This window comes from Nonomuraea sp. SYSU D8015, assembly GCF_008065375.1.
Classification (GTDB): Bacteria; Actinomycetota; Actinomycetes; order Streptosporangiales; family Streptosporangiaceae; genus Nonomuraea.
In genome coordinates, this window is the sequence record NZ_VJYI01000005.1 from 431,542 (window position 1) to 455,157 (window position 23,616).

Here is a 23,616-nt window from a genome sequence, read left to right on the forward strand (position 1 = left end):
GTAAGGCGGGGGCTGCTCGGCCGACCAGCCGGATGGCGTCTCGGGCATGGGACCGTGACCGTCTGACATATCCCAATCCTGGCACGCTGAGGAGGGCATTGGTGTCACAGAGCCGATTCGCCCTCTCATCTTGCCCGCATTCTCGGCGAATCCGGTCAAGCTTCCCGTCCGGGGATGGCCGAAAGTTGCTCTGTTACCGCAGACTGAGATTGCGGTCGTGGGGGCGGACCTAAAATTCGTCTTTTGTAGGGCTCAGGTCACACTCATGGCCCGAGCAAGGGTAACCTTCAGCGATCGTGCGGGTATGTCCCACAATGCGTAGAACGAATGAGGGGCCATGAAAGGACGCGTGCTGGTCGTCGACGACGACGCCGCTCTCGCCGAGATGCTGGGGATCGTGCTGCGGGGAGAGGGATTCGAACCATCCTTCGTCTCCGACGGCGACAAGGCCCTCGACGCGTTCCGGGATACGCGCCCGGACCTGGTGCTGCTCGACCTGATGCTGCCGGGGGCCGACGGCATCGACGTCGCGCGCAGGATCAGGGCTGAGTCGGGGGTTCCGATCGTCATGCTCACGGCCAAGAGCGACACGATCGACGTCGTGCTCGGGCTGGAGTCCGGCGCGGACGACTACATTGTCAAGCCGTTCAAGCCGAAGGAGCTGGTCGCGAGGGTGCGGGCGCGGCTTCGCCGCACCGACGAGCCGACCCCCGAGATCCTGCAGATCGGCGACATCACCATCGACGTGGCCGGTCACTCGGTCAAGCGGGGCGAGGAGACCATCAACCTCACGCCGCTCGAGTTCGACCTGCTCGTCGCGCTGGCCCGCAAGCCGCGCCAGGTGTTCACCCGCGAGGTCCTGCTCGAGCAGGTGTGGGGCTACCGGCACGCGGCCGACACGCGGCTGGTCAACGTCCACGTCCAGCGGCTCCGGGCCAAGATCGAGAAGGACCCCGAGCACCCTGAGATCGTGGTCACCGTTCGCGGCGTGGGCTACAAAGCCGGCCCCGCGTAGTCTTCGCCCCGCCCCGCCATGCCCCCGACGAAGAAGAAGAGGACGCGCCGACGGACACTCCGCCAGATTCTCGGCGGAGTGCGTCGGCGGGTGCGTCGTGCGGCCGGCAGGGCACGCAGCGTCTGGCGGCGCTCGCTCCATCTCCAGGTGGTCACCAGCACGCTGGTGATCTCCGTGATCGTGGTGGTCGTGCTCGGCACGTTCCTGTCCACCCAGATCAACAAGTCGGTGATCGACAGCAGGACGCGGTCGTCGGTCAGCGAGGCGGCCGCCGACCGCCTGCAGATCGCCGACGCGCTGACCTCCGAGACGGACGAGCAACCGCAGCCGCCCGACGGCGGCGCGGTCTCGCTCAACCCGCTCGACGACGTCATGGACACCGTCACCGGCTCCAGCGAGGACGGCTCCAAGAAGAGCTACGACGTGCTGATACTCAACCCGGCCAGCCCGGGTAAGTCGCGCGCATCGGGCAACGTCGTGCCCGAGAGCGTGCCGGCCGGCCTCGCCACCAGCCTCGGCCGCAACATCAAGAACGGCGAGTACGACACGCCCGTCGCCTCCATCGAGCGGCTCACGTTCGTCGGCCAGAGCCAGCCCAGGCTGACGTACGTGGTCGGCGGCATCGTCCACGAGCTGTCCACCGGCCAGAACTACGAGGTCTACCACTTCTTCCCGCTCGACGCGGAAGAGGAGCTGCTGTCCAACGTCCGGCTGGCCATCGTCGTCGTGGGCCTCGGGCTCGTGCTGCTGCTGGCCGCCATCGCCTACCTGGTCGCCCGGCAGGTCGTCACCCCGGTGCGGCTGGCCCGCCAGGCCGCCGAACGCCTGGCCTCCGGCAAGCTCGACGAACGCCTCAAGGTCCGCGGCGAGGACGACCTGGCGCGACTGGCGAACTCGTTCAACGAAATGGCCGCGAACCTGGCACTCAAGATCCACCAGCTGGAGGAGCTGTCGCAGGTCCAGCGGCAGTTCGTCTCGGACGTCTCGCACGAGCTGCGCACGCCGCTGACGACCGTGCGCATGGCCGCCGACCTGCTGTACGACGCCCGCGAGGACTTCGACCCCATGGCCGCCCGCTCGGCCGAGCTCATGCAGGCCCAGCTGGAGCGGTTCGAGTCGATGCTGGCCGACCTGCTCGAGATCAGCCGCTACGACGCCGGCGCCGCCACGCTCGACCTGGACTCCGTGGACGTCACCAAGGTGGTGCTGCGGGCGATCGAGGACTCCGAGGCACTGGCCGAGCGCCACGGCACCCGCTTCGAGCTGCGGCTGCCGCACGAGCCGTGCATGGCGGAGATCGACAACCGCAGGGTCGAGCGCATCCTGCGCAACCTGCTGTTCAACGCCATCGAGCACGGCGAGGGCCGGGAGATCGTGGTCACCGTGGGCGCCGACCGGGACGCCGTGGCGGTCGCCGTACGCGACCACGGCATCGGGCTGAAGCCGGGCGAGGACACCATGGTGTTCGACCGGTTCTGGCGGGCGGACCCGTCGCGGGCGCGGACCATCGGCGGCACCGGGCTCGGGCTGGCGATCTCACGCGAGGACGCCACCCTGCACGGCGGCTGGCTGCAGGCCTGGGGGCAGCCGGGTGAGGGCTCGCAGTTCAGGCTGACGCTGCCCAGGACGGCCGGCGCCGACCTGAAGGGGTCGCCGCTGCCGCTGGTGCCGCCGGAGATCGAGATGCGGCGCACGTGGCGCGGGACCATGACCCCCGTGCTGCTGCCCGCCACCGGGGACGGGGCGGCTCATGACGAGGACTAGCCGGCTCCGGGCGGTCGCCGCGATCGCGGCCGCCCTGATCTGGGCGATCTCGGGCTGCACGGTGATCCCGGTGACCGGTCCGTACGCCGTCAAGGACCAGGCCGGCGGCGGCGACCCGCTGAGCAAGCCGTTCCAGCGGATGATCGCGACCAGGCCGCAACCCACCTGGAGCGCCGAGCAGACCGTCAGGGGACTGCAGGCCGCCATGGCGGCCTACGCCGACGACCCGAAGGTCCTGCCCCAATACCTGACCCCCGAGGCGCTGCGGAACTGGACGCCGTCCGGGGCGGTCACGGTGCTCGACGACCAGTGGACGTTCGACATGGGCGACTACGACGGCACGGAGCCCGTGGTGACGATCACGCTCAAGGCCAAGCTGGTGGGCCGCATCGAAGAGGACGACACCTACGTCCCCCAGTCCGGTGGCTGGGAGCGGCCCTTCCAACTGGTCAAGGTGGAGGGCGGCGGCTACCGGGTGCGGAGCCTGCCCACCGACGGGCTCGTCCTCACCAGGTCCGACGTGGACCGCGCGTACCGGGCGACCAAGCTCTACTACCTCAGCAGCCGTACGCCGGACCGGCTCGTCGTGGACAACGTGCGCCTGCGGCTGAAGCCCACGGAGACGTACGCGAAGATCGTCCTCGAGCGCCTGCTCAAGGACCCGACCGCTGCCCTGAAGGGCGCGGCGACCACGAGCTTCCCACCCGGCACCAAGATCGAATCGGTCAGGTCGGGCGAGGACGAGCGGGTGGTGATCACCCTGTCCGGCTCGTTCGACCCCCTTGACCTGAGCCTCCAGCACGCCCTCATGGCGCAGATCAGGTACAGCCTCAACAACAACGACGTCGCCAAGGGACGCGACATCGACGTCATGGTCGACGGGGAGCTGTACACCAACTACCGGCCCAACTCCGACCAGAGCTGGCTGGACAACGGCGTCAACACCGCCTACTACGTCAGCAGGGGCGCGGTCCACGTCATGACCAAGGAAGGACCCGGCCGCGCCGTGCAGGGACCGGCCGGTCAGCCGCGCCCGGGCTACTCCGACTTCGCCATGTCCAAGGACGGCGCGCTCATCGCCGCCAAGACCTCCACCGGCATCTCCGTGGCCGGGCTCACCCAGGAGGGGCAGTGGCAGGAGGTCATCCAGGGCGCTCCCGCCGACCTGACCGCGCCGTCGTGGCACCGGGACGGCTCGCTGTGGGCGTTCGACCGGAAGAACAAGGTCGTGCTGCGGTACGACCCGGCCAGCGGGCGCGGGCCCGAGCGGGTCTCCGCACCCGAACTGAAGGGCTGGGACGTCACCAACCTGCGCATCGCCAGGGACGGCGTGCGGGTGGTGGTGACCACCAGCAAGAACGCCGTCCAACTCGGGGCGCTGACGGACGTCGGCGGGCTCAAGCTGGGCAACGTCCGGGTGCTGGCGGGGATCGACTCGAAGGACACGATCCAGGACGTGGCATGGCGGGATGACGAGCACCTGCTGCTGCTGGTCAGCGGCAAGGCCGGGCAGACGCTGAACGAGATCGACATCGGGGACGGGGAGATCACCGAGATCCCGCTGAAGGATCCGCTCTGGTCGGTGGCGGCGTTGAACGAACGGGTCCTGGCGGAGGCCGAAGGGGAGAAGGGCAAGGGGCACAAGGTCATCGAGCTCAACCCGGACCAGACCTGGACCGCCAAGATCGACTCCGACGCCGGCGGCCCCCTCTTCCCCCTCGGCTGACCCCTCGACTCCTCGCCCGGCCACCGTCTCGGCCGGCCACCGCTTGGGTCGGCGCCACCGCTTGGGTCGGCCCCACCGCTTGGGCCGGCCACCGTCTCGGCCGGTCATCGCCTGGGCCGGTCATCGCCTGGGCCGATCGTCGGCCTGGGCCAGCCCGACGTCTCGGGGAGCCGACGTCTCGGGGGAGCCGACGTCTCGGTCTGCCGCCTGTGCCGCCCGCCACCTGTGCTCGGTCCGCGCCCGCATGGTCGCCGGGCGGACGGGGACGTACAAGCCAGGTGGCGTGCAGGGCCTGCGCTGGGGCCGGAGGCGGCAGGGGCGGAACTGTCGGTGGTGGGCGGCATTCTGGGGCGCGTGCTGAGCGCCGTACTCGACCTGGTCCTCCCGCAGACGTGCGCGGCGTGCCGTGCCAAGGGCGCGCGTTGCTGCGCGCGCTGCGTGGCCGAGCTGACCGCCCATCCGGCCAGGCGGCTGCCCAGACCGAGGCTGCCCGGCATGCCGGACTGCTGGTCGGCGAGTCCGTACGAAGGGGCGGTACGCAAGGTGATCCTGGCGTATAAGGAGCGGGGCGCGGTGGCGCTGGCGGGCGTGCTGGCCGAGGCCCTCGCCTACACGGCCGTCATGGCGATCGGCGGCACCGGCGCGCGGTGGGCGGCCCGGGGGTTCGCGGTCGTGCCCGTGCCCAGCCGGCGGGCGAGCGTGAGCGCGCGGGGACACGATCCGATCGGCCGCCTGGCGGTGCTGGCGGCACGCCGCCTGCGGGCGTACGGACTGCCGGCCGAGCCCTGGGCGGCGCTGAGGCAGACCAGGCGGGTGGCCGACCAAGCGGGCCTGAGCTCCGCCGAGAGGGCCGCCAACCTCGCCGGGTCCCTCCGGGTCGCGGAGGGCGCGAAAGGCCCTCCAGTGGCCTCTGTGCTGCTCGTGGACGACATCGTCACGACGGGGGCCACCCTTTTGGAAGCTTCCAGAGCTCTGCGGTCGGCGGGGTGGAGCGTTCCCCTGGCGGTGACTGTCGCGGCGACACGCCGAAGATCTTGAAAAGGATTACGGTGACGGTCAGTAAAGAAAGATCCAAAACTTCACCCTCACCCGGAGGTCACATGTCACTTCCTTGGGGGCGCGGTGGGGCAGCTCCGTCGAAGGGAGGCCCCCACGCATAAGGCTTGCCGATCGGTTAACTAGGGCATCGAGCAGCGCCCGCCACGCCTGCGGAAATCACGGAAAGTGATCCTTTGGTCCAACCCTTGGCTGACATTCGCCCAGGATGCGGATAGCGTTCTGACATGGCACCCGTTCGGGTCCGTGGTTGCGCAGGGTCGGGGTCCCCGGCTCTGCTAGCCGATGCCAGCCGCAGGCAAAACGGTCCACGTAAGGCGACTCTTTGTCGACCGATCACGGTGCGGCTTAGGGGTAAGTCCTGCCTTCCCGAGGGGCCAGATGCCCCTCGTCAGAAGAGAAGGGCAGTAGTGGCGACAGAGCTGCGAAATCCTCAGCAGGCGGATGTGGGGTCGAAGACCAGGTCGGCCGGACGGGTGCCACTCGGGTTCCCGGTGACCGTGAGTCGGAAGAGGGTAACGGTGACAGAAAGGCAGACAGAAGACCCCGCCCGGCATGCACGTCGTCGGGCGCTCTTGCTCAGTCGTTAGACGGAAGGGGGGCTGTTGCATGGACATCATCGTCAAGGGCCGGCACACCGGAGTGAGTGACCGGTTCCGCGACCACGTGACGACCAAGCTGGCCAGGATCGAACGTCTGGACAACAAACTCATCCGAGTCGATGTGGAGGTGTCGAAAGAACGCAATCCGCGTCTCGCCGATCAGCGGGAGCGCGTCGAGCTCACCATTCACTCCCGAGGACCGGCCATCCGCGCCGAGGCCTCGGCCGACGACCGATTCACAGCCCTCGACATAGCCCTCGACAAGCTGGAAGGCCGACTCAGGCGGCTGGCCGACCGGCGCAAGGTCCACCACGGAAGCCACTGCCCGCCCTCGGTGGCGGAGATCACCGCGACGCTCCCCGACGCAGCCGGCCTGGCGCCGAAGAAGGAGCCCGCCGTCCCGGAGCAGGCCGAGCCCGACGAGGACGAGCTGCATCAGAAGAGCGACAAGCTCTACGACGACATCGTCCCCATCGAGATGGACGGCGAGGGGCCGCTCGTCGTGCGGGAGAAGTTCCACAGAGCGGAACCCATGACCATCGACCAGGCCCTGCTCGAGATGGAGCTGGTCGGACACGACTTCTACCTGTTCCGTGACAAGGAGAGCGGCCAGCCGAGCGTCGTCTACAACAGACGCGGGTACAACTACGGCGTGTTGCGGCTCGTAGAGCCCTGATCGCGCGCTAAAAGATCTTCTCGACCACCCGAGAACCGCGGCATACATGCCATCATTGCGGTTCAACGGCTCTGGCCCCCCGACGAGGAGGAGACGTGAGCGAGCTCAGTCAGGTTCAGATGGGCGAGCGAAGCGAGGGATGCGCAGTCGCGAGGCGGATGAAGGAGGCCTCGTGAGCGAGCGAAGCGAGCGAACCATCAGACGCAGCAGCTTGCTCACGAGGCCGACGAAGGAGGCCTCGTGAGCGAGTCTGGCGAGGCCCGCACGCCGGCGAGCGAGCCGATCCGTGTGCTGATCGTTGACGATCACGAGCTGATCAGGCGCAGCCTGGCGTTGGCGCTGGCCGCTGAGCCTGACATCGAGGTGGTCGGTGAGGCGAGCGACGGGCAGGAGGCGGTCGAACTGGCCGATCGCCTCATGCCTGACGTCGCGCTCATGGACGTGCGCATGCCGCGGCAGGACGGGATCGAGGCGACGAAGGGCATCAAGGCCTCCGTCCCCAGCACCCGCATCATCATGCTGACGGTGAGCGACGAGGAAGAAGACCTCTTCGAGGCCATCAAGGCAGGAGCGACCGGCTACCTGCTCAAGGACGTCCAGATCAACGACGTGCCCGCTGCGGTGCGGGGCGTTCACGAAGGCCAGTCGTTAATCAACCCGGCCATGGCCGCCAAGCTCATCAGCGAGTTCGCGAACATGAGCCGCAAGGAGGCCGAACGCCCGCCCCAGCTGCCGGTGCCCCGGCTGACGGACCGTGAGATGGAGGTCCTGCGGTTGGTGGCCAAGGGCATGAACAACCGCGAGATCGCCAAGCAGCTGTTCATCTCCGAGAACACCGTGAAGAACCACGTCCGGAACATTCTCGACAAGCTGCAGCTGCACTCGCGGATGGAGGCCGTCGTGTACGCGGTGCGGGAGCGGATGCTGGAGATCACCTAGCAGGGGTAGCCCGCTGGAGATGTCCGGCGGGCTATGGGCGCAGCCGCTCCCACTCGAGACGGATCCGGATCGGTCCCTCAGCAAGGGTCCCCGAGCCGGGCTCGAGGAGGGAGACGAGCCGATAGCCGGCGATTCCGTGATCCAGCGCGAGGATCTCGATGCTGGAGACTCCCTGATCGTCCAATCTGACGATCCAATACCAGGGGATCCCGGCGGCGGCATATTCGGCGCGCTTGCCGACGGTGTCTACTCTGCCGGTGCCTGAGACGACCTCCACGACAAGCAGCACCAGGTGTGCCGGAAGGGGGTTCTCCTCTTCCGGCGCACAGCGGAACAGGGCCGCATCGGGCCGTCGGATCTGCGCGCGCGGTAGCTCCCAGAGCAGAACGTCGAAGTCCATGTTGGCTTCGAGGCGCTCTTCGTGTTCGGCGCCGTGTCGCACGGTGGCAAGCTCAAGCATGTTGGTCAGGTGTCGAGCAACCTTCTGGTGCAGCCTTGACGGCGGTTCGCACCGAATCGCCTGGCCGTCCACAACCTCGACTTGGCGGCAGAACTCCTCGGGGAGTCGTTTCCAGACATCCACCGTGATGGGCTCCGGCTGAACCCCTGCCTTCTGCACCCAGTCGAAGATCTCCGACATGACGCCCTTCCGAATGCGGGATTGTGCTTACCTCGCCGTACTGGCCCTGTTGAGGATCGGCACGAGCTCCGGGGGGTCGGCGCGTTCGACGCGTACCGCGTCGCAGCCCACCCACTCGGCCGCCGACCACAGGGCGTCCGCTAACGCGTCGGCCCACTTGGCGGGGGAGAGGCCGGGCTCCAGGCTGAGCTGCCTGGCCACCAGCGTGGTGCCCTCGCGGGCCGGGTCGACGCGGCCGATCAGACGGCCGGCGGCCAGCACCGGCATCGTGAAGTAGCCGTGCACCCGCTTCTGCTTGGGAACGTAGAGCTCCAGGGTGTATGTGAAGCCGAAGATCCGCTCGGTGCGGCCGCGGTGCCAGATGAGCGAGTCGAACGGCGACACCAGCGTCGTGCGGTGGCGGCCGCGTGGCTCCGACTCCAGCGCCGCGGGATCCGCCCAGGCGTTGGCCTGGCCCTTCTTGCCCGGCCAGCCCTGGACCGTCACCGGCACCAGGCCCGCCGCGCCGCTGAGCAGCACCTCGTCGAGTATCGCCGCGTGGCGGCCCTTGAGGCGCAGGAAGTCGATCAGGTCCGTCCTGTTGGCCACGCCCAGGGAACGCCCGGCGATGCCGGCCAGCCGGACGATGCACTCCTCGTCGGACAGGTCCTCGGCCATGAGGTCGGCGGGGACCACACGCTCGGCCAGGTCATAGACGCGGCGCCAGCCGACGCGGCGGCTGCAGACCAGCTCGCCGATGTCCAGCAGCCACTCCAGGCCGATCTTGGAGTCCGACCAGTCCCACCACGGGCCGCCGTTCTTGGCACCGCCCACGTCGGAGGTCATCAGTGGGCCCGACTCGCGCACCTGCTCCAGGAGCTTGTCCACGTTGTCGGGGACCTCGTGCCAGCGGAACTTCCGGTCCCGGAAGGCGCGGCGCCGGAAAGAGTAGAGAGGCCAGTGCTCGATGGGCAGGATGCAGGCGGCGTGGCACCAGTATTCGAAGCTCTGGGCGGGGTTGTGCCAGTAGGCACGCTCCACCTTGGCCCGGCCCACCGCGCCCAGGCGGGCGTATGCGACGAGCTCGTGGGAGCGGGCGAGCACCGAGATCGTGTCGAGCTGCACGGCGCCCAGCCTGCGCAGCATGGCGTGCACCCCGCCCTTGCGCGCGTCGGCGCCGATCAGACCTTGCGAGCGCAGGACGATCCGGCGTGCGTCGTCGGCCGTCAGGTCGGTCGAACCGGTCATGTGCGCGTCTCTATAGGGCGATGCATGCGAGCAATTTAGCGCCGGGCACCGACAAAACCCGGCCCCGCAAGACCTTCCCCCGGCCCTGACGCCGCTGACTCGCCAGCGATGCCAGCCCGATGGCACCGGCCCCGCGACGGTGTGGGGTCTGCGATGGCGTAGGCCCTCGGACGCTGCCGGCCGATGCCGCCGATCGGCCAACGTCGCCAGCGCGCCCCGACGGCGCTGGCTGCTGATGGCGCTGGCGCGACGGCGGCGCCAAGTCCTCGATGGCGTCGGGCTTGCGGTGGTGCTTGGCTTGCGGTGGTGCTTGGCTTGCGGTGGTCCTGGCCTGCGGTGGTGCTGGGCCTGCGATGGCATCGGCCTCTGCTGCTGTCGACGCCGTCGACCGGCCCGGCCTGCTGTGCTGGCCTGCGTGCTGCGCTGGCCTGCCTACGGTGCTGGCCCGCCTACAGCGCTTCCGGCTGCCGGCGACGAGTTGCCAGCAGTGCTCGGGTTCCGGTGTTCGCTCGTCAACCGCGCTGTGCCGAGGGGGCGGCTCCCAACGGCGCTGGTGCAGGGGAAGGGGGGCGATGGGTGCTGCCGCAGTCGGGCGCCGTCGTGCCGATCGTGATGGGCGGGCACGGAAAAGGCGGGCAGCCGATGGGGTCGGTGCCCGCCTGTGGCGACTGGGTTCAGCGGTGATCTTCGGCGCGCATGCCCGCCCGGGGCGCGTCGATCACGACGTCGCTGTAGATGTCGAAGACAAGGGCCAGGATGGCGCCCACGACGAACACCCCGACGCCGATCCAGATGAGCGTCCAGCTGGCCGCGGTGAGCCCGAAGCCGGCCACGGTGAATCCGGCCACCATGACCGTCACCGCCAGCCACGATGACGCGCGCCCGCCGTGGCTGCCGAGATTCTCCGTCTGCTCCGACTTCTTCCCCTCAACCATGACAAATCCTTCCTTTGCCGGTTATCCGCTATTGAGTGCGGGCCGGCGCTCAACCGGCATACCCTCTGCCTTACGCCCATTCTCCCAGACCCATACCGCGCCCTCGTCGGCACGGTGGCTGTGTCTGGTTGCGGAAGCGCCTACGATGGCATCGGGGAAGTTTGTCTCGGCCTCTCCATCCTGGCGACGCCGCCGGGGTAGACCTGCGAGGAGCTTTACATAAAGTGCCAGCCATTCTCGACAAGATCCTACGCGCCGGCGAAGGCAAGACTCTGCGCAAGCTCAAGCGGATCGCAGACCAGGTCAACTCCATCGAGGACGACTTCACGAGCATGTCCGACGCGGAGTTGCGCGCCCTGACCGACGAGTTCAAGCAGCGCTACGCCGACGGCGAAACCCTCGACGATCTGCTTCCCGAGGCGTTCGCGACCGTGCGCGAGGCAGCTCGCCGCGTGCTCGGCCAGCGTCCCTACGACGTGCAGATCATGGGCGGCGCCAACCTCCACATGGGCAACATCTCCGAGATGAAGACCGGTGAGGGCAAGACGCTGACCTGTACGCTGCCGTCCTACCTCAACGCTCTGACCGGCAAGGGCGTCCATGTCGTCACGGTCAACGACTACCTGGCCAAGCGCGACGCCGAGACCATGGGGCGCATCCACCGCTTCCTCGGCCTCGAGGTCGGCTGCATCGTCTCCGGCCAGCAGCCCGACGAGCGCCGCAAGCAATACCTGGCCGACATCACGTACGGCACGAACAACGAGTTCGGCTTCGACTACCTGCGCGACAACATGGCCTGGTCGCTCGAGGAGTGCGCGCAGCGCGGCCACCACTACGCCATCGTCGACGAGGTCGACTCCATCCTGATCGACGAGGCCAGGACGCCGCTGATCATCTCCGGCCCGGGCGAGCAGTCCGGCAAGTGGTACCAGGAGTTCGCCAAGATCGTGCCCCGGCTGCGCAGGGGCGTCGAGGCGAAGAACCCCGGCGAGGAGAGCACCGGCGACTACATCGTCGACGAGAAGAAGCGCACGGTCGGCATCCTGGAGTCCGGCGTCGAGAAGGTCGAAGACTGGCTCGGCATCGACAACCTCTACAAGCCCGAGCACACCCACCTCGTCGGCTTCCTGAACAACGCGCTCAAGGCCAAAGAGCTGTTCAAGAAGGACAAGGACTACATCGTCGCCGACGGCGAGGTCCTGATCGTCGACGAGTTCACCGGCCGCATCCTGCACGGCCGCCGCTACAACGAGGGCATGCACCAGGCCATCGAGGCCAAAGAGGGTGTGAAGATCAAGGACGAGAACCAAACGCTCGCCACGGTCACGCTGCAGAACTACTTCCGCCTCTACGACAAGCTGGCCGGCATGACCGGTACGGCCGCCACCGAGGCCAACGAGTTCCACCAGACGTACAAACTTGGCGTGGTCCCCATCCCGACCAACCGGCCGATGATCCGCAAGGACCAGCCGGACGTCGTCTACAAGACCGAGGACGCCAAGTTCAACGCGGTGGTCGAGGACATCAAGGAGCGCTACGAGCGCGGCCAGCCGGTGCTCGTCGGCACCACCTCGGTGGAGAAGTCCGAGCGGCTGTCCAAGGCGCTCAAGCGCCGCGGGGTGCCCCACGAGGTGCTCAACGCGAAGAACCACGCGCGTGAGGCCGCGATCATCGCCGAGGCGGGCCGCAAGGGCGCCGTCACGGTGGCCACCAACATGGCCGGTCGAGGCACCGACATCATGCTCGGCGGCAACTCCGAGTTCCGCGCCGACCAGGAGCTGCGCCAGCGCGGCCTCGACCCGGTCGAGACGCCGGAGGAGTACGAGAAGGCCTACCCGGAGGCACTGGAGAAGGCCAGGGCCGCGGTCAAGGCCGAGCACGACGAGGTCACCGAGCTGGGCGGCCTCTACGTCCTCGGCACCGAGCGCCACGAGTCGCGCCGCATCGACAACCAGCTGCGCGGTCGCTCCGGCCGTCAGGGCGACCCGGGCGAGTCCCGCTTCTACCTGTCGCTCGGCGACGACCTCATGCGCCTGTTCAACTCGGCGCGCGTGCAGATGATCATGGAGCGGCTCAACATCCCGGACGAGCAGCCGATCGAGTCCGGCATCGTCTCCAAGGCCATCGCCTCCGCCCAGCACCAGGTCGAGCAGCAGAACTTCGAGATCCGCAAGGAAGTTCTGAAGTACGACGAGGTGATGGACCGCCAGCGCAAGGTCATCTACGCCGAGCGGCACCGCGTGCTGGAGGGCGCCGACCTGCACGAGCAGGTGCGCAACTTCATCGGCGAAGTGATCGACGGCTACGTCAAGGGCGCCACGGCCGAGGGCTTCGCCGAGGAGTGGGACCTCGACAAGCTGTGGAAGGCGTTCGGCGAGCTCTACCCGTGCACCGTCAGGATCGACGACGTGATCGAGGAGGCCGGCGGCCGTGAGGAGCTGACCGCCGAGCTGATCAGCGAGAAGATCACGAAGGACGCACTGGAGGCGTACGACCGGCGCGAGGCCGAGTTCGGCGCCGAGGCCATGCGCGACATCGAGCGTCGGGTCATCCTGTCCGTCCTCGACCGCAAGTGGCGCGAGCACCTCTACGAGATGGACTACCTGCGCGAGGGCATCGGCATGCGGGCCTACGCGCAGAAGGACCCCAAGATCGAATACGCGCGTGAGGGCTACGAGATGTTCGCCGCGATGCTCGAGGGCATCAAGGAGGACTCCGTGGGCTTCCTGTTCAACCTCGAGGTCGAGGTGCAGGAAAACCCGATCGTGGAGGAAGAGGACGCGGTCATCGCGGAGACCCGGTCGATCATCGCCCGCGGGCTGCGCGGTCCCGAGCGGCCGGCCGAGCTCGAATACACCGCGCCCGGCGAGCAGGGCGGAGTCGAGCACACCAAGGTGCGCACGACTCCGGCGGAGCGGGCCCAGTGGGGCAACGTGGAGCGCAACGCGCCGTGCCCGTGCGGGTCCGGCAAGAAGTACAAGCGCTGCCACGGCGACCCGAAGAACGCCGCCTGAGCTGATAGCGGAAGCAACGCCGAAAAGGCCTCCACCCCGTAAGAGGTGGAGGCCTTTTCGGTGGGTCAGGCGGTTTCGAAGTCCGTGCACAGCCAGTGGACGCCGCGGCGTTCGAGCCGTACGGCGAGGACGTGGTTGCGCTCGCCGCAGTGGACGAGCACGCACATCTCGATCGCGCCCTCCCTGGGCTCCTTCACGTGCATGCTCCCGGCGAACGGGGTGCGGTTCGTCTGGATCATCCGTCCTGCCCGGACCAGCTCCCGGTAGGCGCGATCGGTGAGCCGGTCGGCCACGGTCTCCGGGGCTCGGCGGCCCGCCAGCACCTCGGCCAGGGCCTGTCCGAGGTGGCGCAGCTTGCGCTCGTCCGGGATGGCGCCCGGCGGCCCCCATATCAAGGGCTGGATGTCCAGGGCCAGGGACCCGTCGACCTGCGGGTTTCGAGGTGCTGCCGACACTCGTCCTCCCATTTCCCGAGTGGAGAAAGAATCGCTTATAAGGAGTTTTCGGCCCTGCTCGGATATACGCAGGCCGCCAGCTTCCTCGATTTCCGCTGCTTTTCGTCCCATTCCGGGGGAGAAAGTGAGGGGAGAGTTGGGGTCCTTCGCCATCCTTTCGGACGGGCTCGCCGGACGCTATGGTTCGGCCGTAACCTCGCGGCCCGGCGTGGGCAGGTCGAGGGCGCGGATGAGGACGGCGAAGATCGCGTAGTAGATGAAGAAGTACGCGACTCCGAAGGCGATGATCAGGCCGAGGCCGTGCGTGTTGGACTTGCCGGCGTTCAGGAGCAGGTCGATCGCGCCCGCCGAGAACGTGAAGCCGAGACGGGCGCCCAGCTCGGCCATGAGCGCCATCGACACGCCCGTCAGCAGCGCGTGCACGGCGAACAGGACGGGCGCGACGAAGATGAAGGCGAACTCCAGCGGCTCGGTGATCCCCGTGACGAAGGACGTCAGACCGGCCGAGAGCATGATGCCCCCGACAGAGCGGCGGCGGTCGGGCGGGGCGGCACGCCACATGGCGATGGCCGCGCCGAGCAGGCCGAACATCATGACGGGGAAGAAGCCGGTCATGAAGATGCCCGCGCCCTGCTCTCCCGCGAAATAGCAGTTCAGGTCCCCGCTGGCATTGCGGATCGCGCCGTTCACGCCCGCGTGGCACTCCGGGAGCGTGAACCAGACGATGGTGTTCAGGAAGTGGTGCAGGCCCACGGGGATGAGCAGGCGGTTGGCGACGCCGTAGATGCCGGTGCCGGCGGTGCCGTGAGCCGAGAGCCAGTCACCCGCCCCGGTCAGCCAGTCGCCGACCGGGCGCCACAGCAGGCCGAAGCCGACGCCCAGGAGGAGGGCGGCGACGGCGGTGACGATGGGGACGAAGCGGCGGCCGCCGAAGAAGGCCAGCCACGACGGGAGCTTGACCCGGTGGCAACGCTGCCAGAGCAGGGCGGCGGTGATGCCGATGACGATGCCGCCCAGGACGCCCGTCGGGTTCTGGGCGCCGACGTCGAGCGTACGGGTGCCGTCCCCGAGGACCAGCGCGACCTTGTCGTGGACCGCCCCTTCGCCCGCCGCGAAGAACAACGTCTTGGTGACCCGGTCGAAGACCAGGTAGCCGACCAGGGCGGCGAGTGCCGTCGAGCCGTCGGACTTGCGGGCGAAGCCGATCGCCACGCCGATGGCGAACAGGACGGGGAGGTTCTCGAAGAGGGTGCCGCCGGCGGCCGCCAGCACCCTCGCCACGGGGAGGAGCCAGGGCAGGACGCCGCCGAGGCCGTTCGCGCCGAGGAGGTCGTCCTGGCCGAAGCGGAAGAGCAGGCCGGCGGCGGGGAGGACGGCGATGGGCATCATGAGCGAGCGGCCGATGCGCTGCAGCACCGCGAAGGACGATGACCAGGCCGAGCCGACAGCCCCCATCGCCGCATCCCCCCGCTCGGTGATCCGTTCGCGGGGGATTGGTGGGTTCCTACCACGGCCGCCTGCCGGGAAACCGGGCATCCGCGGTCGACCGGGCCGCCCGCTCACCGATCCACGGACTCGTGAGCGCGCCCGACGCCCCTTGGAAGGCCGCCATGGGGAAGGGCCTTCCCCCGGGCTTGAACGGGCCGTAGGCGGCTTGAGCGAGTGCGAACGCCCATGGATGGGATCGGAACGACGGGTCGGCGGCGCCTACCGGGCCGCCCCGTCGGCCGGCCTCTGGCAGAGCCAGGCCCTTGTGAGGGGCTGCTGCAGCCGGGGCGGCGGCGCCGGCCGACCTGACGGGGGCCTCTGCGAAGGGCGGCTGCTCGGCCGGGCCACGGCGTCGGCCGGGCCACGGCGTCGGTTGGGCTCTGGCGGGGTTGGGCTCTGACAGGGTCGACCTCTGGCGGGGTCGGGCTCCGGCAGGGGCGGGCGCTGTGAGGGCCGCTGCTCGGTCGGGGCTGCGGCGCGCGTGGGCAGGCTGGTGGCGGGCCCTACAATCCCAGCCGGCCGAGCCCGGGCAACTGGGCGCGGGCCGCCGCACGGGCCTCGGTCGCCGTGGTGCGTGATCGGGCGGCGTCGGCGGCCAGGCGGCACTGGGCCAGGGTGTGCGCGTCCAGGGCGGCGCGTACGGGAGCCAGCGCGGCGGCGCCCATCGACAAGGTCGAGGCGCCCAGCCCGACCAGTACGCAGGCCATGGCCGGGTCGGCGGCCGACTCGCCGCAGATCCCGCACGGCTTGCCGGCCCGGGCCGCGGCGCTCGCGGTCATCGCCACCAGGTCGAGCACCGCGGGCTGCCACGGGTCCTGGAGCGCGCTCACGGCGCTGAGCTGGCGGTCGGCGGCGAGGGCGTACTGGGCGAGGTCGTTGGTGCCGATCGAGACGAAGTCGACCGACGCGAGCACGTCCTCGGCCCGCAACGCGGCCGACGGGATCTCGATCATCACGCCGGCGACCGGCAACCCCTTGGCCCGGCACGCCCGCGCGAACCACCCGGCCTCCTCGGCCGTGGCCACCATGGGAGCCATCGCCAGGAGATCCTCGGACCCCACGGCCGCGAGCGCCTCCAACTGCGCGTCCATCACGCCGGGGAACCGCCGGAACCTCCGCAGCCCGCGTTCCCCCAGCGCCGGATTCGGCTCGGCCGGAGCGGGCAGGAACGTCAGCGGCTTGTCCGCGCCGCCGTCCAGCGTCCGCACGATCACCTTGGCGCCGGGGAACGCCTCCATCGCCGCGCGGTAGGCCCGCGCCTGCTCCTCCTCCGACGGCGGCTCGGCCCGGCCGAGGAAGAGGAACTCGGTCCGGTAGAGACCGATGCCCTCGGCGCCCGCGGCCACGGCGGCGTCCAGCTCGGCGGGGCCGCCGACGTTCGCGAGCAGCGGAACGAGGTGCCCGTCGGCGGTCCTGCCCGGGCCTCGCGCCGAGGCGAGCGCGGCCTGCCTGGCCGTGGCCGCGCTGACCGCGTCGGCGACGTCGGACTCGGCCGGCTCCACGCGTACGTCGCCGGAGGTGCCGTCGGCCATCACCCGCACACCGTGCGGGATGCCGGTCGCGCCCGGGCAGGCCACCACGGCGGGCACGCCGATGGCCCTGGCCAGGATCGCGGTGTGGCTGGTGGGGCCGCCCTCCTCGGTGACGAACGCGGCGACCTGCTCGCGGGACAGCAGCGCGGTGTCGGCAGGCGCGAGATCCCTGGCGACCAGCACGTACGGCTCCGCCGGCGCGGTCGGCAGCCCCGGCATGGCCTGCCCGTACAGCAGCGCGATCACGCGGTCCCTGATGTCGTCGAGGTCGGCGGCCCGCTCGCCCAGGTAGCCCCCGGACCCTGCCAGCACGTCCCGATATTTCGTGAAAGCCTCAAAGACCGCCCTGGGCGCGGCCAGCCCCCGGTCGATGAGGGATCGCACCTTCACGACCAGCCCGGGGTCCTCCGCCATGAGCGCCTGGGCCTTGAGTATCTCCTCGGCCTCGCCGCCGGCCTGGTTGCCGCGGGCCTCCAGCTCGCCCGCGACCTGCCTGAGCGCGGCCGTGGCCCGCTCTTTCTCCTGGTCCGCCTCGCCGGTGTACGTCGCGCCCTCGGGGGGTTCGGGCACGGAGACGGCCAGCACGTACGCGGGGCCGTGCCCGATGCCCGGGCTGACCCCCACCCCCCGCAAGTTCACGGTGTACCGGCGATCTCGGCCAGCTCGTCGAGGACCTCCTCGGCGCCCTCGCCCTCAGCCCTGATCACCACGGTCTCGCCCTGCCTGACGTCCAGAGCCAGGATCCCGAGGATGCTCTTGGCGTTGACCGGCGGCTTGCTGCCGTACGCCTTCGCCACGGTGATGTCCATCGGGGCCTTCATCGCCCGCTGCACGAACGTCGCCGCGGGACGGGCGTGCAGCCCCACCTCCGCCGCCACGGTGACCTTGCGCTCACCCATCGAGTCCTCCTTCTGTGCCGGTCCAGACCAGCTGGACATACGTGACCACCCTGCCGATCGGGGGCGGGATCGGCGGACGTGCCTATTGTGTCGTCTTCCCGATGGAGGTGAGACCGTGCCTATTCCCATTGGAAGAGTTCGTCCCCCACATGCACTGCCCCCTCGGCGACCCCGGTCACCGCCTCGGAGAGGGCGTCGAGCGCGACCACCGGGCAGACCGGCGAGCGGCCGCCGGCCTCGATCGCCGCAGGATCCCAGGCCACGACCGGCTGGCCGGCGCTCACCCGGTCGCCCTCAGCCGCCAGCAGCTGGAAACCCTTCCCTTTGAGCTGGACCGTGTCGATGCCGAGGTGCACCAGCACGCCTTTGCCGTCGTCCCCCACGATGACGTACGCATGCGGGTGCAGTTTCATGATTTTTCCCGCGATGGGGGCCACGGCCTTGCCCGGCCCCCGCAGGGGATCGATGGCCGTTCCCGGACCGACCATGCCCGCGGAGAACACCGGATCGGGCACGGCGGCCAACCCCACGGCTGCCCCCTCAACCGGGGCGAGAACAGTCGTCATCGTCTCGCCCTCAGCCGATGATGTCCTCGATGTCGCTGGCGATGGTGTCCGCCTCCGGCCCGACGACGACCTGGACCACGTTGCCCGCGGCCATCACGCCGTGCGCGCCCGCCGCCCTGAGCGCGGCCTGGTCGACCTTGGACGCGTCGTGCACCTCCGTACGCAAGCGGGTGATGCAGGGCTCGATCTCGATGATGTTGTCCGCGCCGCCGAGCCCGGCGATGATCGCGTTCACATCCGCCGCCATCCGGCCTCCCTAGCTCTTCCACCCAGGCTACCGACCGGCACGCGACCCGGGTAATCGTATGGTTACTTCTCGTGAACAGCCCCGTGCCCAGGCCACACGGGGGTGTCGTCCCCCGTTCAGGGACGCTGATCAGTCGGTCTGGGTGACCTTGTTCAGGCCGCGCGGCGCGTCGGGGTCGATGCCGAGCCGGCGGGCCAGCGCCTCGGTGAGCAGCTGTCCAGGGACGATCAAGCCCATGGGCGCCACCCATTCGGGCAGGTCGGGACCGTTGAGGGCGGCCGTGCCCGCCTGGGCGAGCGCGTGGCCGCCGCCGATCGTGTACGCCGCCGCGCCCGCCGCGACGACCCGCTCGGCCAGGGCGACCGTGCCGGGCAGCGTCGGGCTGTTCTCCGCGGCGACCAACAGCGCCGGGGTGTCGGCGTCGACCACGGCGATGGGGCCGTGCAGCAGGTCGGCGTACGACAGGCCCATGGCGTGCAGGTAGCAGGCCTCCTTGAGCTTGAGTGCCGTCTCCAGCGCCGTCGAGAACGCCAGCCCGCGCCCGGACACGACCACGCCCGGCTTGTCGAGAAGCCCCTCCACCACGGCTTCCACGTCGCCGGGCTCGGTGATCAGCTTCTCCACCGCCTCGGGCACCCGCCGCAGCTCGGCCACGTCCACGTCGGCCCCCAGGCCGAGCGCCAGCACCGCCAGCGCGGCCAGCTGCGTCGTGTACGTCTTGGTCGCCGGAACCGCCTTCTCCTCCCCGGCCACCGTGCACAGTGCCACGTCGGCTGCCTGCGCCAGCGGGCTCTCCTCGCCGCCGTTGGTGATGCCGACGGTCGCGGCCCCGCAGTCCTTCGCCCACGCCAGGGTCTCGACGATCTCCTCAGTGCGTCCCGACTGCGAGATCGCGACAGCGAGCACACCGTCCAGGTCGAGCTTGCGCTTGTACGTGGTCGCGATCGACGGGGCAGCCAGCGCCGCCAGCCTGCCCGCGTGTGATTCGACCAGGTAGCGGCCGTACACTGCTGCGTTGTCGGAGGTGCCACGCGCGATGAACAGCAGCTGGCGGGTGCGCTCGCCGACCGCCCTCACCTCGCCGACCCTGGGGAGCAGAGAGTCCAGTGTGGCCCGCAGCGCGGCCGGCTGCTCGGCGATCTCGCTGCGCATCTTCGTGGTCATCGTGGGCTCATCCCTCACATCAGTGCGGCTCGGACTTGACCGTGTTTCGCGACATATGGTGGTCTAGTCCGGACTAGACCAGTACGAACCATAGCTCATTGCCCATGTGGGATACGAGGGGAGGATCCGTGGCGCACATCGATCCGGACAGTCCGGTGCCCAAATACTTCCAGCTGCGCGAGATCCTGCTGGACCTCATCGACAGCGACGAGCTCAGCATCGGCGCCGCCATCCCGTCCGAACGCGAGCTGTGCCAGCGTTTCGGGCTGTCGAGGATGACCGTCCGGCAGGCCGTCGACCACCTCGTGTCCGAGGGTCGCCTGCACCGCGTGCCGGGCAAGGGCACGTTCGTGGCCAGGCCGAAGATCGAGCTGGCGCTGCAGCTGACGTCGTTCACCGACGACATGAGGGCCCGCGGCATGATCCCGGGCTCGCGCGACCTCGACAGGCGGGTCGTCCGCGCCAGCGCCCACCTGGCCAAGGAGCTGGGGATCCAGCCGGGCGAGGAGGTGCATTTCATCGAGCGCCTGCGTACGGCCGATGGAGAGCCGCTGTCCATCGAGCGGGCGCACATCCCGGTCAAGCTCGCGCCTGACCTGGCTTCTCATGATTTGTCCGACAAATCGCTGTATGAGCTGTTGGAGAGCCGCTACGGCCTCGTCATGGACGCCGGCGAGCTCACCATCGACGGCGGCATCGCCGACCCCAGCGACGCCGACCTGCTGAAGCTGCCGCGCGGCGGCGCCGTACTGTTGCTGCAGCGCCGGTCCTTCTCCGGCGGCGTCTGCGCGGAGCTGGGCGTGTCCACCTACCGCGCCGACCGCTACCAGTTGCGCACCATTCTCGAAATGCCCGTAAGACGGGGCTGAGGGCCTTACCCCGCCGGGGCGCTGCCCCGGCGTTCCCACCCCCCGGAGGAACGCCCGGTGAACGAGACCGCCGCCGCCCGGCCCTCGCCGTTCGCGCGTGTCATGACCGTGCTCCAGCGGCTGGGCCGCTCCCTGATGCTGCCCATCGCCGCCCTGCCCGCGGCCGCCCTGCTGCTGCGCTTCGGGCAGCCCGACATGCTCGGCTCCAACGGCGCCGAGCCGGGCGGGCTGGCCGACGTGGCGGGCCTCGCCTGGATGAACCAGGTCGCCGAGGTGCTGGCCGCGGCCGGCGCGGCGCTGTTCGAGAACCTGCCGATGTTGTTCGCCGTGGGGGTGGCGATCGGCTTCGCGCGCAAGTCCGACGGATCCACCGCGCTCGCCGCCGTGGTCGGCTATCTCGTCTTCGACCGCGTCACCAAGGTCATGTTCTTCGGCTCCGGCATCAGGGACACCGTCCTGATCAGGGAGGTCCAGGACCAGGGCATCAAAGAGATCATCGACTACGGCATGCAGAACCCCACCAAGGTGCTCGGCGGCATCGTGATGGGCCTGGTCACCGCCCTCCTCTGGCAGCGCTTCCACCGGATCAAGCTGCCGTCCTGGCTGGCGTTCTTCGGCGGGCGCAGGTTCGTGCCGATCATCACCTCCATCGCGGCGCTGCTCATCGGCGTGCTCTTCGGCTGGCTCTGGCCGGTGCTCGGGGAGTGGATCCGCCAGGCCGGCGAGGCCCTCACCGCGATCGGCCCCATCGGCACCGGCATCTACGGCGTGATCAACCGTCTGCTCATCCCCCTCGGCCTGCACCACTTCGTCAACTCGGTCGTCTGGTACGTCGTGCCGCAGTGCGAGGTGGGCGGCCAGGTGCTCGGCGGCGACTGGAACTGCTACTTCGGCGGCGCGCCGCACTCCGGTCAGTTCATGGCCGGCTTCTTCCCGATCATGATGTTCGCCCTGCCCGCCGCCGCCCTGGCCATGTGGCAGGCGGCGCCCAAGCACCGGCGTGCCGCGGTGGGCGGCATCATGCTGTCGGCGGCGCTGGCGTCGTTCGTCACCGGGATCACCGAGCCGATCGAGTTCGCGTTCATCTTCGTGGCCCCGCTGCTGCTGGCCGTCCACGCGCTCCTGACCGGCCTGGCCATGGCGCTGACCACGCTGATCGGCGGCCAGCTCGGCTTCGGGTTCTCGGCCGGGCTGCTCGACCTGGTGCTGAACGCCAGCAAGTCGAACACGGAAAACCTCCCAGGCATCCTGCTGCTGGGCGTGATCTACGGCGTCGTCTACTACGTGGTGTTCAGGTTCCTGATCCGCCGGCTCAACATCATGACCCCGGGCCGCGAACCGGAACCCGACGTCGACTCCGGCGAGACCTGACGCCGTTTGCCGCAGGTCAGCCACTATGGAGCCGCCGATACGGCCCCTCTACCTCTCAAAGAGGGGAACTCGCGGGCGTCGTCGGCTGGATACCTTTGGATGCATGCTTCGACGGATGGGTACGGCAGGCCTCCTGGTGATCACTCTGGCGGCGTGCGGCGGTGGCGGCGGGCCGGCGGGCGCCACCCCGAGCGGGGGCAAGGCCGCGCCGCCCGCCAAGACCACGCCGCCCGCGCCGAGCCCGTCCCTGGCGCAGGCCCAGCCCGACCCCGTCGAGCGCGTGCTGTCGAAGATGAGCGTCGAGGAAAAGGTCGGCCAGCTGCTCATGCCCGTCCTCTACGGCACGTCGGCCGACACCGTCTCGGGCGAGAACCAGGCGAGATACTCCGCCCAGACCCCGGCCAAGGTGATCGCGAAATACCACCTGGGCGGCGTGATCCTCTTCCCGCACAACATCAAGAGTGTCGGCCAGGTCGTCGGCCTGACCAACGGCCTCCAGCAGGCGTCGAAGGGGGTCCCGCTGCTGATCGGCACCGACCAGGAAAACGGTCTGGTGGCGCGGATGTCCGCGCTCATGACCGACTTCCCCGGGGCGTCGCAGATCGGGGCCACGAAAAATCCGGACATGTCGCGCGCCGTGGCCAAGGCGACCGGCGTGGAGCTGCGCGCCCTCGGCGTCAACCTGGACTTCGCCCCGGTCGCCGACGTCAACGTCAACCCGAGAAACCCCGTCATCGGCCCGCGGGCGTTCGGCAAGGACCCGGAGCGGGTGGCCACGATGGTCTCCGCGGCGGTCAAGGGCTTCGCCGACGCGAAGGTGGCCGCCACCGCCAAACACTTCCCCGGGCACGGCGACACGACCGTCGACAGCCACACCGGCCTGCCCGTGATCAAGCACACGAAGGCCGAGTGGGAGCAGATCGACGCGCCGCCGTTCAAGGCCGCGATCGACGCCGGGGTGGACGCCGTGATGAGCGCCCACATCGTCTTCCCCAAGCTCGACCCGTCGGGCGACCCCGCGACGCTGTCCAAGCCCATCCTGACCGGCCTGCTCCGGCAGAAGCTCGGCTTCAAGGGCGTGATCTCCACTGACGCCCTCAACATGGCGGGTGTGCGGCAGAAGTACAACGACGGTGAGATCGCGGTGCGGGCCGTGCTGGCCGGCGCGGATCTGCTGCTCATGCCGAACAACCTGCCCAAGGCCTACCAGGCGGTGCTGGCGGCGGTGAAGTCGGGCCGGATCAGTCAGGAGCGCCTCGACGAGTCGGTCACCCGGCTGCTCGAGCTCAAACAGGCGAGGGGCCTGCTGACCAAGGCGCCCGTCGCGTCGGCGGAGGAGGCGGCCGACGTGCTGCGCTCCGCCGAACACCGCAAGCTGGCCGCCGCTGTTCTGCGTGCCGCACGCTGACGCCCGCACCTGTCCGAGCGGAC

20 protein-coding genes are annotated in these 23,616 nt (G+C 69.5%); 10 read left to right on the plus strand and 10 right to left on the minus strand.

Going from position 1 to position 23,616, the window contains the following annotated elements; genetic code table 11:
• The first annotated feature begins 337 nt into the window (after window positions 1-337).
• The 6 genes from mtrA to ID574_RS24385 all read left to right on the plus strand — a co-directional run bounded on the left by mtrA (window position 338) and on the right by ID574_RS24385 (window position 7,778).
• Window positions 338-1,015, plus strand: a complete 678-nt coding sequence (gene mtrA, locus ID574_RS24360) for an MtrAB system response regulator MtrA (RefSeq protein ID WP_043620615.1) — start codon at window positions 338-340, stop codon at window positions 1,013-1,015.
• 18 nt (window positions 1,016-1,033) lie between these two features.
• Entirely contained in the window at window positions 1,034-2,779 is a 1,746-nt protein-coding gene (gene mtrB, locus ID574_RS24365) for an MtrAB system histidine kinase MtrB (protein ID WP_188191256.1), read from the plus strand.
• Complete coding sequence (locus tag ID574_RS24370) at window positions 2,766-4,505, plus strand: LpqB family beta-propeller domain-containing protein (protein WP_188191257.1); 1,740 nt, start codon at window positions 2,766-2,768, stop codon at window positions 4,503-4,505. The genes mtrB and ID574_RS24370 overlap by 14 nt, the downstream gene beginning before the upstream one ends.
• 354 nt (window positions 4,506-4,859) lie before the next feature.
• Window positions 4,860-5,543: a ComF family protein gene (locus ID574_RS24375; RefSeq protein WP_188191258.1), complete on the plus strand. Its 684-nt coding sequence runs from the start codon at window positions 4,860-4,862 to the stop codon at window positions 5,541-5,543.
• A gap of 627 nt (window positions 5,544-6,170) precedes the next feature.
• Window positions 6,171-6,839 carry a ribosome hibernation-promoting factor, HPF/YfiA family gene (hpf, locus tag ID574_RS24380; protein ID WP_188191259.1) on the plus strand — a complete coding sequence of 223 codons (669 nt, stop codon included), beginning with the start codon at window positions 6,171-6,173 and terminating at the stop codon, window positions 6,837-6,839.
• Between the two features lie 240 nt (window positions 6,840-7,079).
• Complete coding sequence (locus ID574_RS24385) at window positions 7,080-7,778, plus strand: response regulator (RefSeq protein WP_188191260.1); 699 nt, start codon at window positions 7,080-7,082, stop codon at window positions 7,776-7,778.
• Between the two features lie 31 nt (window positions 7,779-7,809).
• Here ID574_RS24385 and ID574_RS24390 read toward each other — a convergent pair whose 3' ends face one another.
• The 3 genes from ID574_RS24390 to ID574_RS24400 form a co-directional block, all read right to left on the minus strand.
• Window positions 7,810-8,418 (minus strand): Uma2 family endonuclease, encoded by a 609-nt coding sequence (locus ID574_RS24390; protein WP_188191261.1) that lies wholly within the window; start codon window positions 8,416-8,418, stop codon window positions 7,810-7,812.
• 27 nt (window positions 8,419-8,445) lie between these two features.
• Window positions 8,446-9,645 (minus strand): winged helix-turn-helix domain-containing protein, encoded by a 1,200-nt coding sequence (locus ID574_RS24395; protein ID WP_188191262.1) that lies wholly within the window; start codon window positions 9,643-9,645, stop codon window positions 8,446-8,448.
• 674 nt (window positions 9,646-10,319) lie between these two features.
• Entirely contained in the window at window positions 10,320-10,580 is a 261-nt protein-coding gene (locus ID574_RS24400) for an HGxxPAAW family protein (RefSeq protein WP_188191263.1), read from the minus strand.
• Between the two features lie 224 nt (window positions 10,581-10,804).
• On the opposite strand from ID574_RS24400, the gene secA reads away from it, so the two are divergent.
• Complete coding sequence (secA, locus tag ID574_RS24405) at window positions 10,805-13,594, plus strand: preprotein translocase subunit SecA (RefSeq protein WP_188191264.1); 2,790 nt, start codon at window positions 10,805-10,807, stop codon at window positions 13,592-13,594.
• Window positions 13,595-13,659: 65 nt separating this feature from the next.
• Here the strand turns inward: secA and ID574_RS24410 are convergent, their stop codons facing one another.
• The 7 genes from ID574_RS24410 to ID574_RS24440 form a co-directional block, all read right to left on the minus strand.
• The gene (locus ID574_RS24410) at window positions 13,660-14,049 is read right to left on the minus strand and encodes an Rv3235 family protein (protein ID WP_188191265.1); all 390 of its coding nucleotides are present in this window, start codon (window positions 14,047-14,049) and stop codon (window positions 13,660-13,662) included.
• 177 nt (window positions 14,050-14,226) lie between these two features.
• The gene (locus tag ID574_RS24415; protein ID WP_188191266.1) at window positions 14,227-15,504 is read right to left on the minus strand and encodes a PTS transporter subunit EIIC; all 1,278 of its coding nucleotides are present in this window, start codon (window positions 15,502-15,504) and stop codon (window positions 14,227-14,229) included.
• A gap of 536 nt (window positions 15,505-16,040) precedes the next feature.
• Window positions 16,041-17,693: a phosphoenolpyruvate--protein phosphotransferase gene (gene ptsP, locus ID574_RS24420; protein ID WP_188191439.1), complete on the minus strand. Its 1,653-nt coding sequence runs from the start codon at window positions 17,691-17,693 to the stop codon at window positions 16,041-16,043.
• Between the two features lie 11 nt (window positions 17,694-17,704).
• A complete protein-coding gene (locus tag ID574_RS24425; protein WP_188191267.1) occupies window positions 17,705-17,968 on the minus strand; it encodes an HPr family phosphocarrier protein in 264 nt (87 codons plus the stop codon).
• Between the two features lie 119 nt (window positions 17,969-18,087).
• Window positions 18,088-18,534: a PTS sugar transporter subunit IIA gene (locus ID574_RS24430; protein WP_188191268.1), complete on the minus strand. Its 447-nt coding sequence runs from the start codon at window positions 18,532-18,534 to the stop codon at window positions 18,088-18,090.
• Window positions 18,535-18,544: 10 nt separating this feature from the next.
• Window positions 18,545-18,781, minus strand: a complete 237-nt coding sequence (locus tag ID574_RS24435; protein ID WP_125632338.1) for a PTS sugar transporter subunit IIB — start codon at window positions 18,779-18,781, stop codon at window positions 18,545-18,547.
• Window positions 18,782-18,910: 129 nt separating this feature from the next.
• Entirely contained in the window at window positions 18,911-19,945 is a 1,035-nt protein-coding gene (locus ID574_RS24440; RefSeq protein WP_188191269.1) for an SIS domain-containing protein, read from the minus strand.
• A 128-nt stretch (window positions 19,946-20,073) separates the two neighbouring features.
• Between ID574_RS24440 and ID574_RS24445 the strand changes: the two genes are divergently transcribed.
• The 3 genes from ID574_RS24445 to nagZ all read left to right on the plus strand — a co-directional run bounded on the left by ID574_RS24445 (window position 20,074) and on the right by nagZ (window position 23,593).
• Complete coding sequence (locus ID574_RS24445) at window positions 20,074-20,814, plus strand: GntR family transcriptional regulator (protein WP_223167013.1); 741 nt, start codon at window positions 20,074-20,076, stop codon at window positions 20,812-20,814.
• Window positions 20,815-20,871: 57 nt separating this feature from the next.
• Window positions 20,872-22,185, plus strand: a complete 1,314-nt coding sequence (locus ID574_RS24450; RefSeq protein WP_223167014.1) for a PTS transporter subunit EIIC — start codon at window positions 20,872-20,874, stop codon at window positions 22,183-22,185.
• A 115-nt stretch (window positions 22,186-22,300) separates the two neighbouring features.
• On the plus strand, window positions 22,301-23,593 hold the full coding sequence (nagZ, locus tag ID574_RS24455) for a beta-N-acetylhexosaminidase (protein ID WP_223167015.1): 1,293 nt from the start codon (window positions 22,301-22,303) through the stop codon (window positions 23,591-23,593).
• The last annotated feature ends 23 nt before the right edge of the window (window positions 23,594-23,616 follow it).

What these genes read in the sequence shown, in the direction of transcription:
- mtrA (WP_043620615.1), top strand. Translation starts at nt 338, where the DNA reads ATGAAAGGACGCGTGCTGGTCGTCGACGACGACGCCGCTCTCGCCGAG.
- ID574_RS24395 (WP_188191262.1), bottom strand. Translation starts at nt 9,645, where the DNA reads ATGACCGGTTCGACCGACCTGACGGCCGACGACGCACGCCGGATCGTC.
- ID574_RS24425 (WP_188191267.1), bottom strand. Translation starts at nt 17,968, where the DNA reads ATGGGTGAGCGCAAGGTCACCGTGGCGGCGGAGGTGGGGCTGCACGCC.
- hpf (WP_188191259.1), top strand. Translation starts at nt 6,171, where the DNA reads ATGGACATCATCGTCAAGGGCCGGCACACCGGAGTGAGTGACCGGTTC.
- mtrB (WP_188191256.1), top strand. Translation starts at nt 1,034, where the DNA reads ATGCCCCCGACGAAGAAGAAGAGGACGCGCCGACGGACACTCCGCCAG.
- ID574_RS24435 (WP_125632338.1), bottom strand. Translation starts at nt 18,781, where the DNA reads ATGGCGGCGGATGTGAACGCGATCATCGCCGGGCTCGGCGGCGCGGAC.
- ID574_RS24370 (WP_188191257.1), top strand. Translation starts at nt 2,766, where the DNA reads ATGACGAGGACTAGCCGGCTCCGGGCGGTCGCCGCGATCGCGGCCGCC.
- ID574_RS24440 (WP_188191269.1), bottom strand. Translation starts at nt 19,945, where the DNA reads ATGACCACGAAGATGCGCAGCGAGATCGCCGAGCAGCCGGCCGCGCTG.
- ID574_RS24400 (WP_188191263.1), bottom strand. Translation starts at nt 10,580, where the DNA reads ATGGTTGAGGGGAAGAAGTCGGAGCAGACGGAGAATCTCGGCAGCCAC.
- ID574_RS24415 (WP_188191266.1), bottom strand. Translation starts at nt 15,504, where the DNA reads ATGGGGGCTGTCGGCTCGGCCTGGTCATCGTCCTTCGCGGTGCTGCAG.
- ID574_RS24390 (WP_188191261.1), bottom strand. Translation starts at nt 8,418, where the DNA reads ATGTCGGAGATCTTCGACTGGGTGCAGAAGGCAGGGGTTCAGCCGGAG.
- ID574_RS24430 (WP_188191268.1), bottom strand. Translation starts at nt 18,534, where the DNA reads ATGACGACTGTTCTCGCCCCGGTTGAGGGGGCAGCCGTGGGGTTGGCC.
- nagZ (WP_223167015.1), top strand. Translation starts at nt 22,301, where the DNA reads ATGGGTACGGCAGGCCTCCTGGTGATCACTCTGGCGGCGTGCGGCGGT.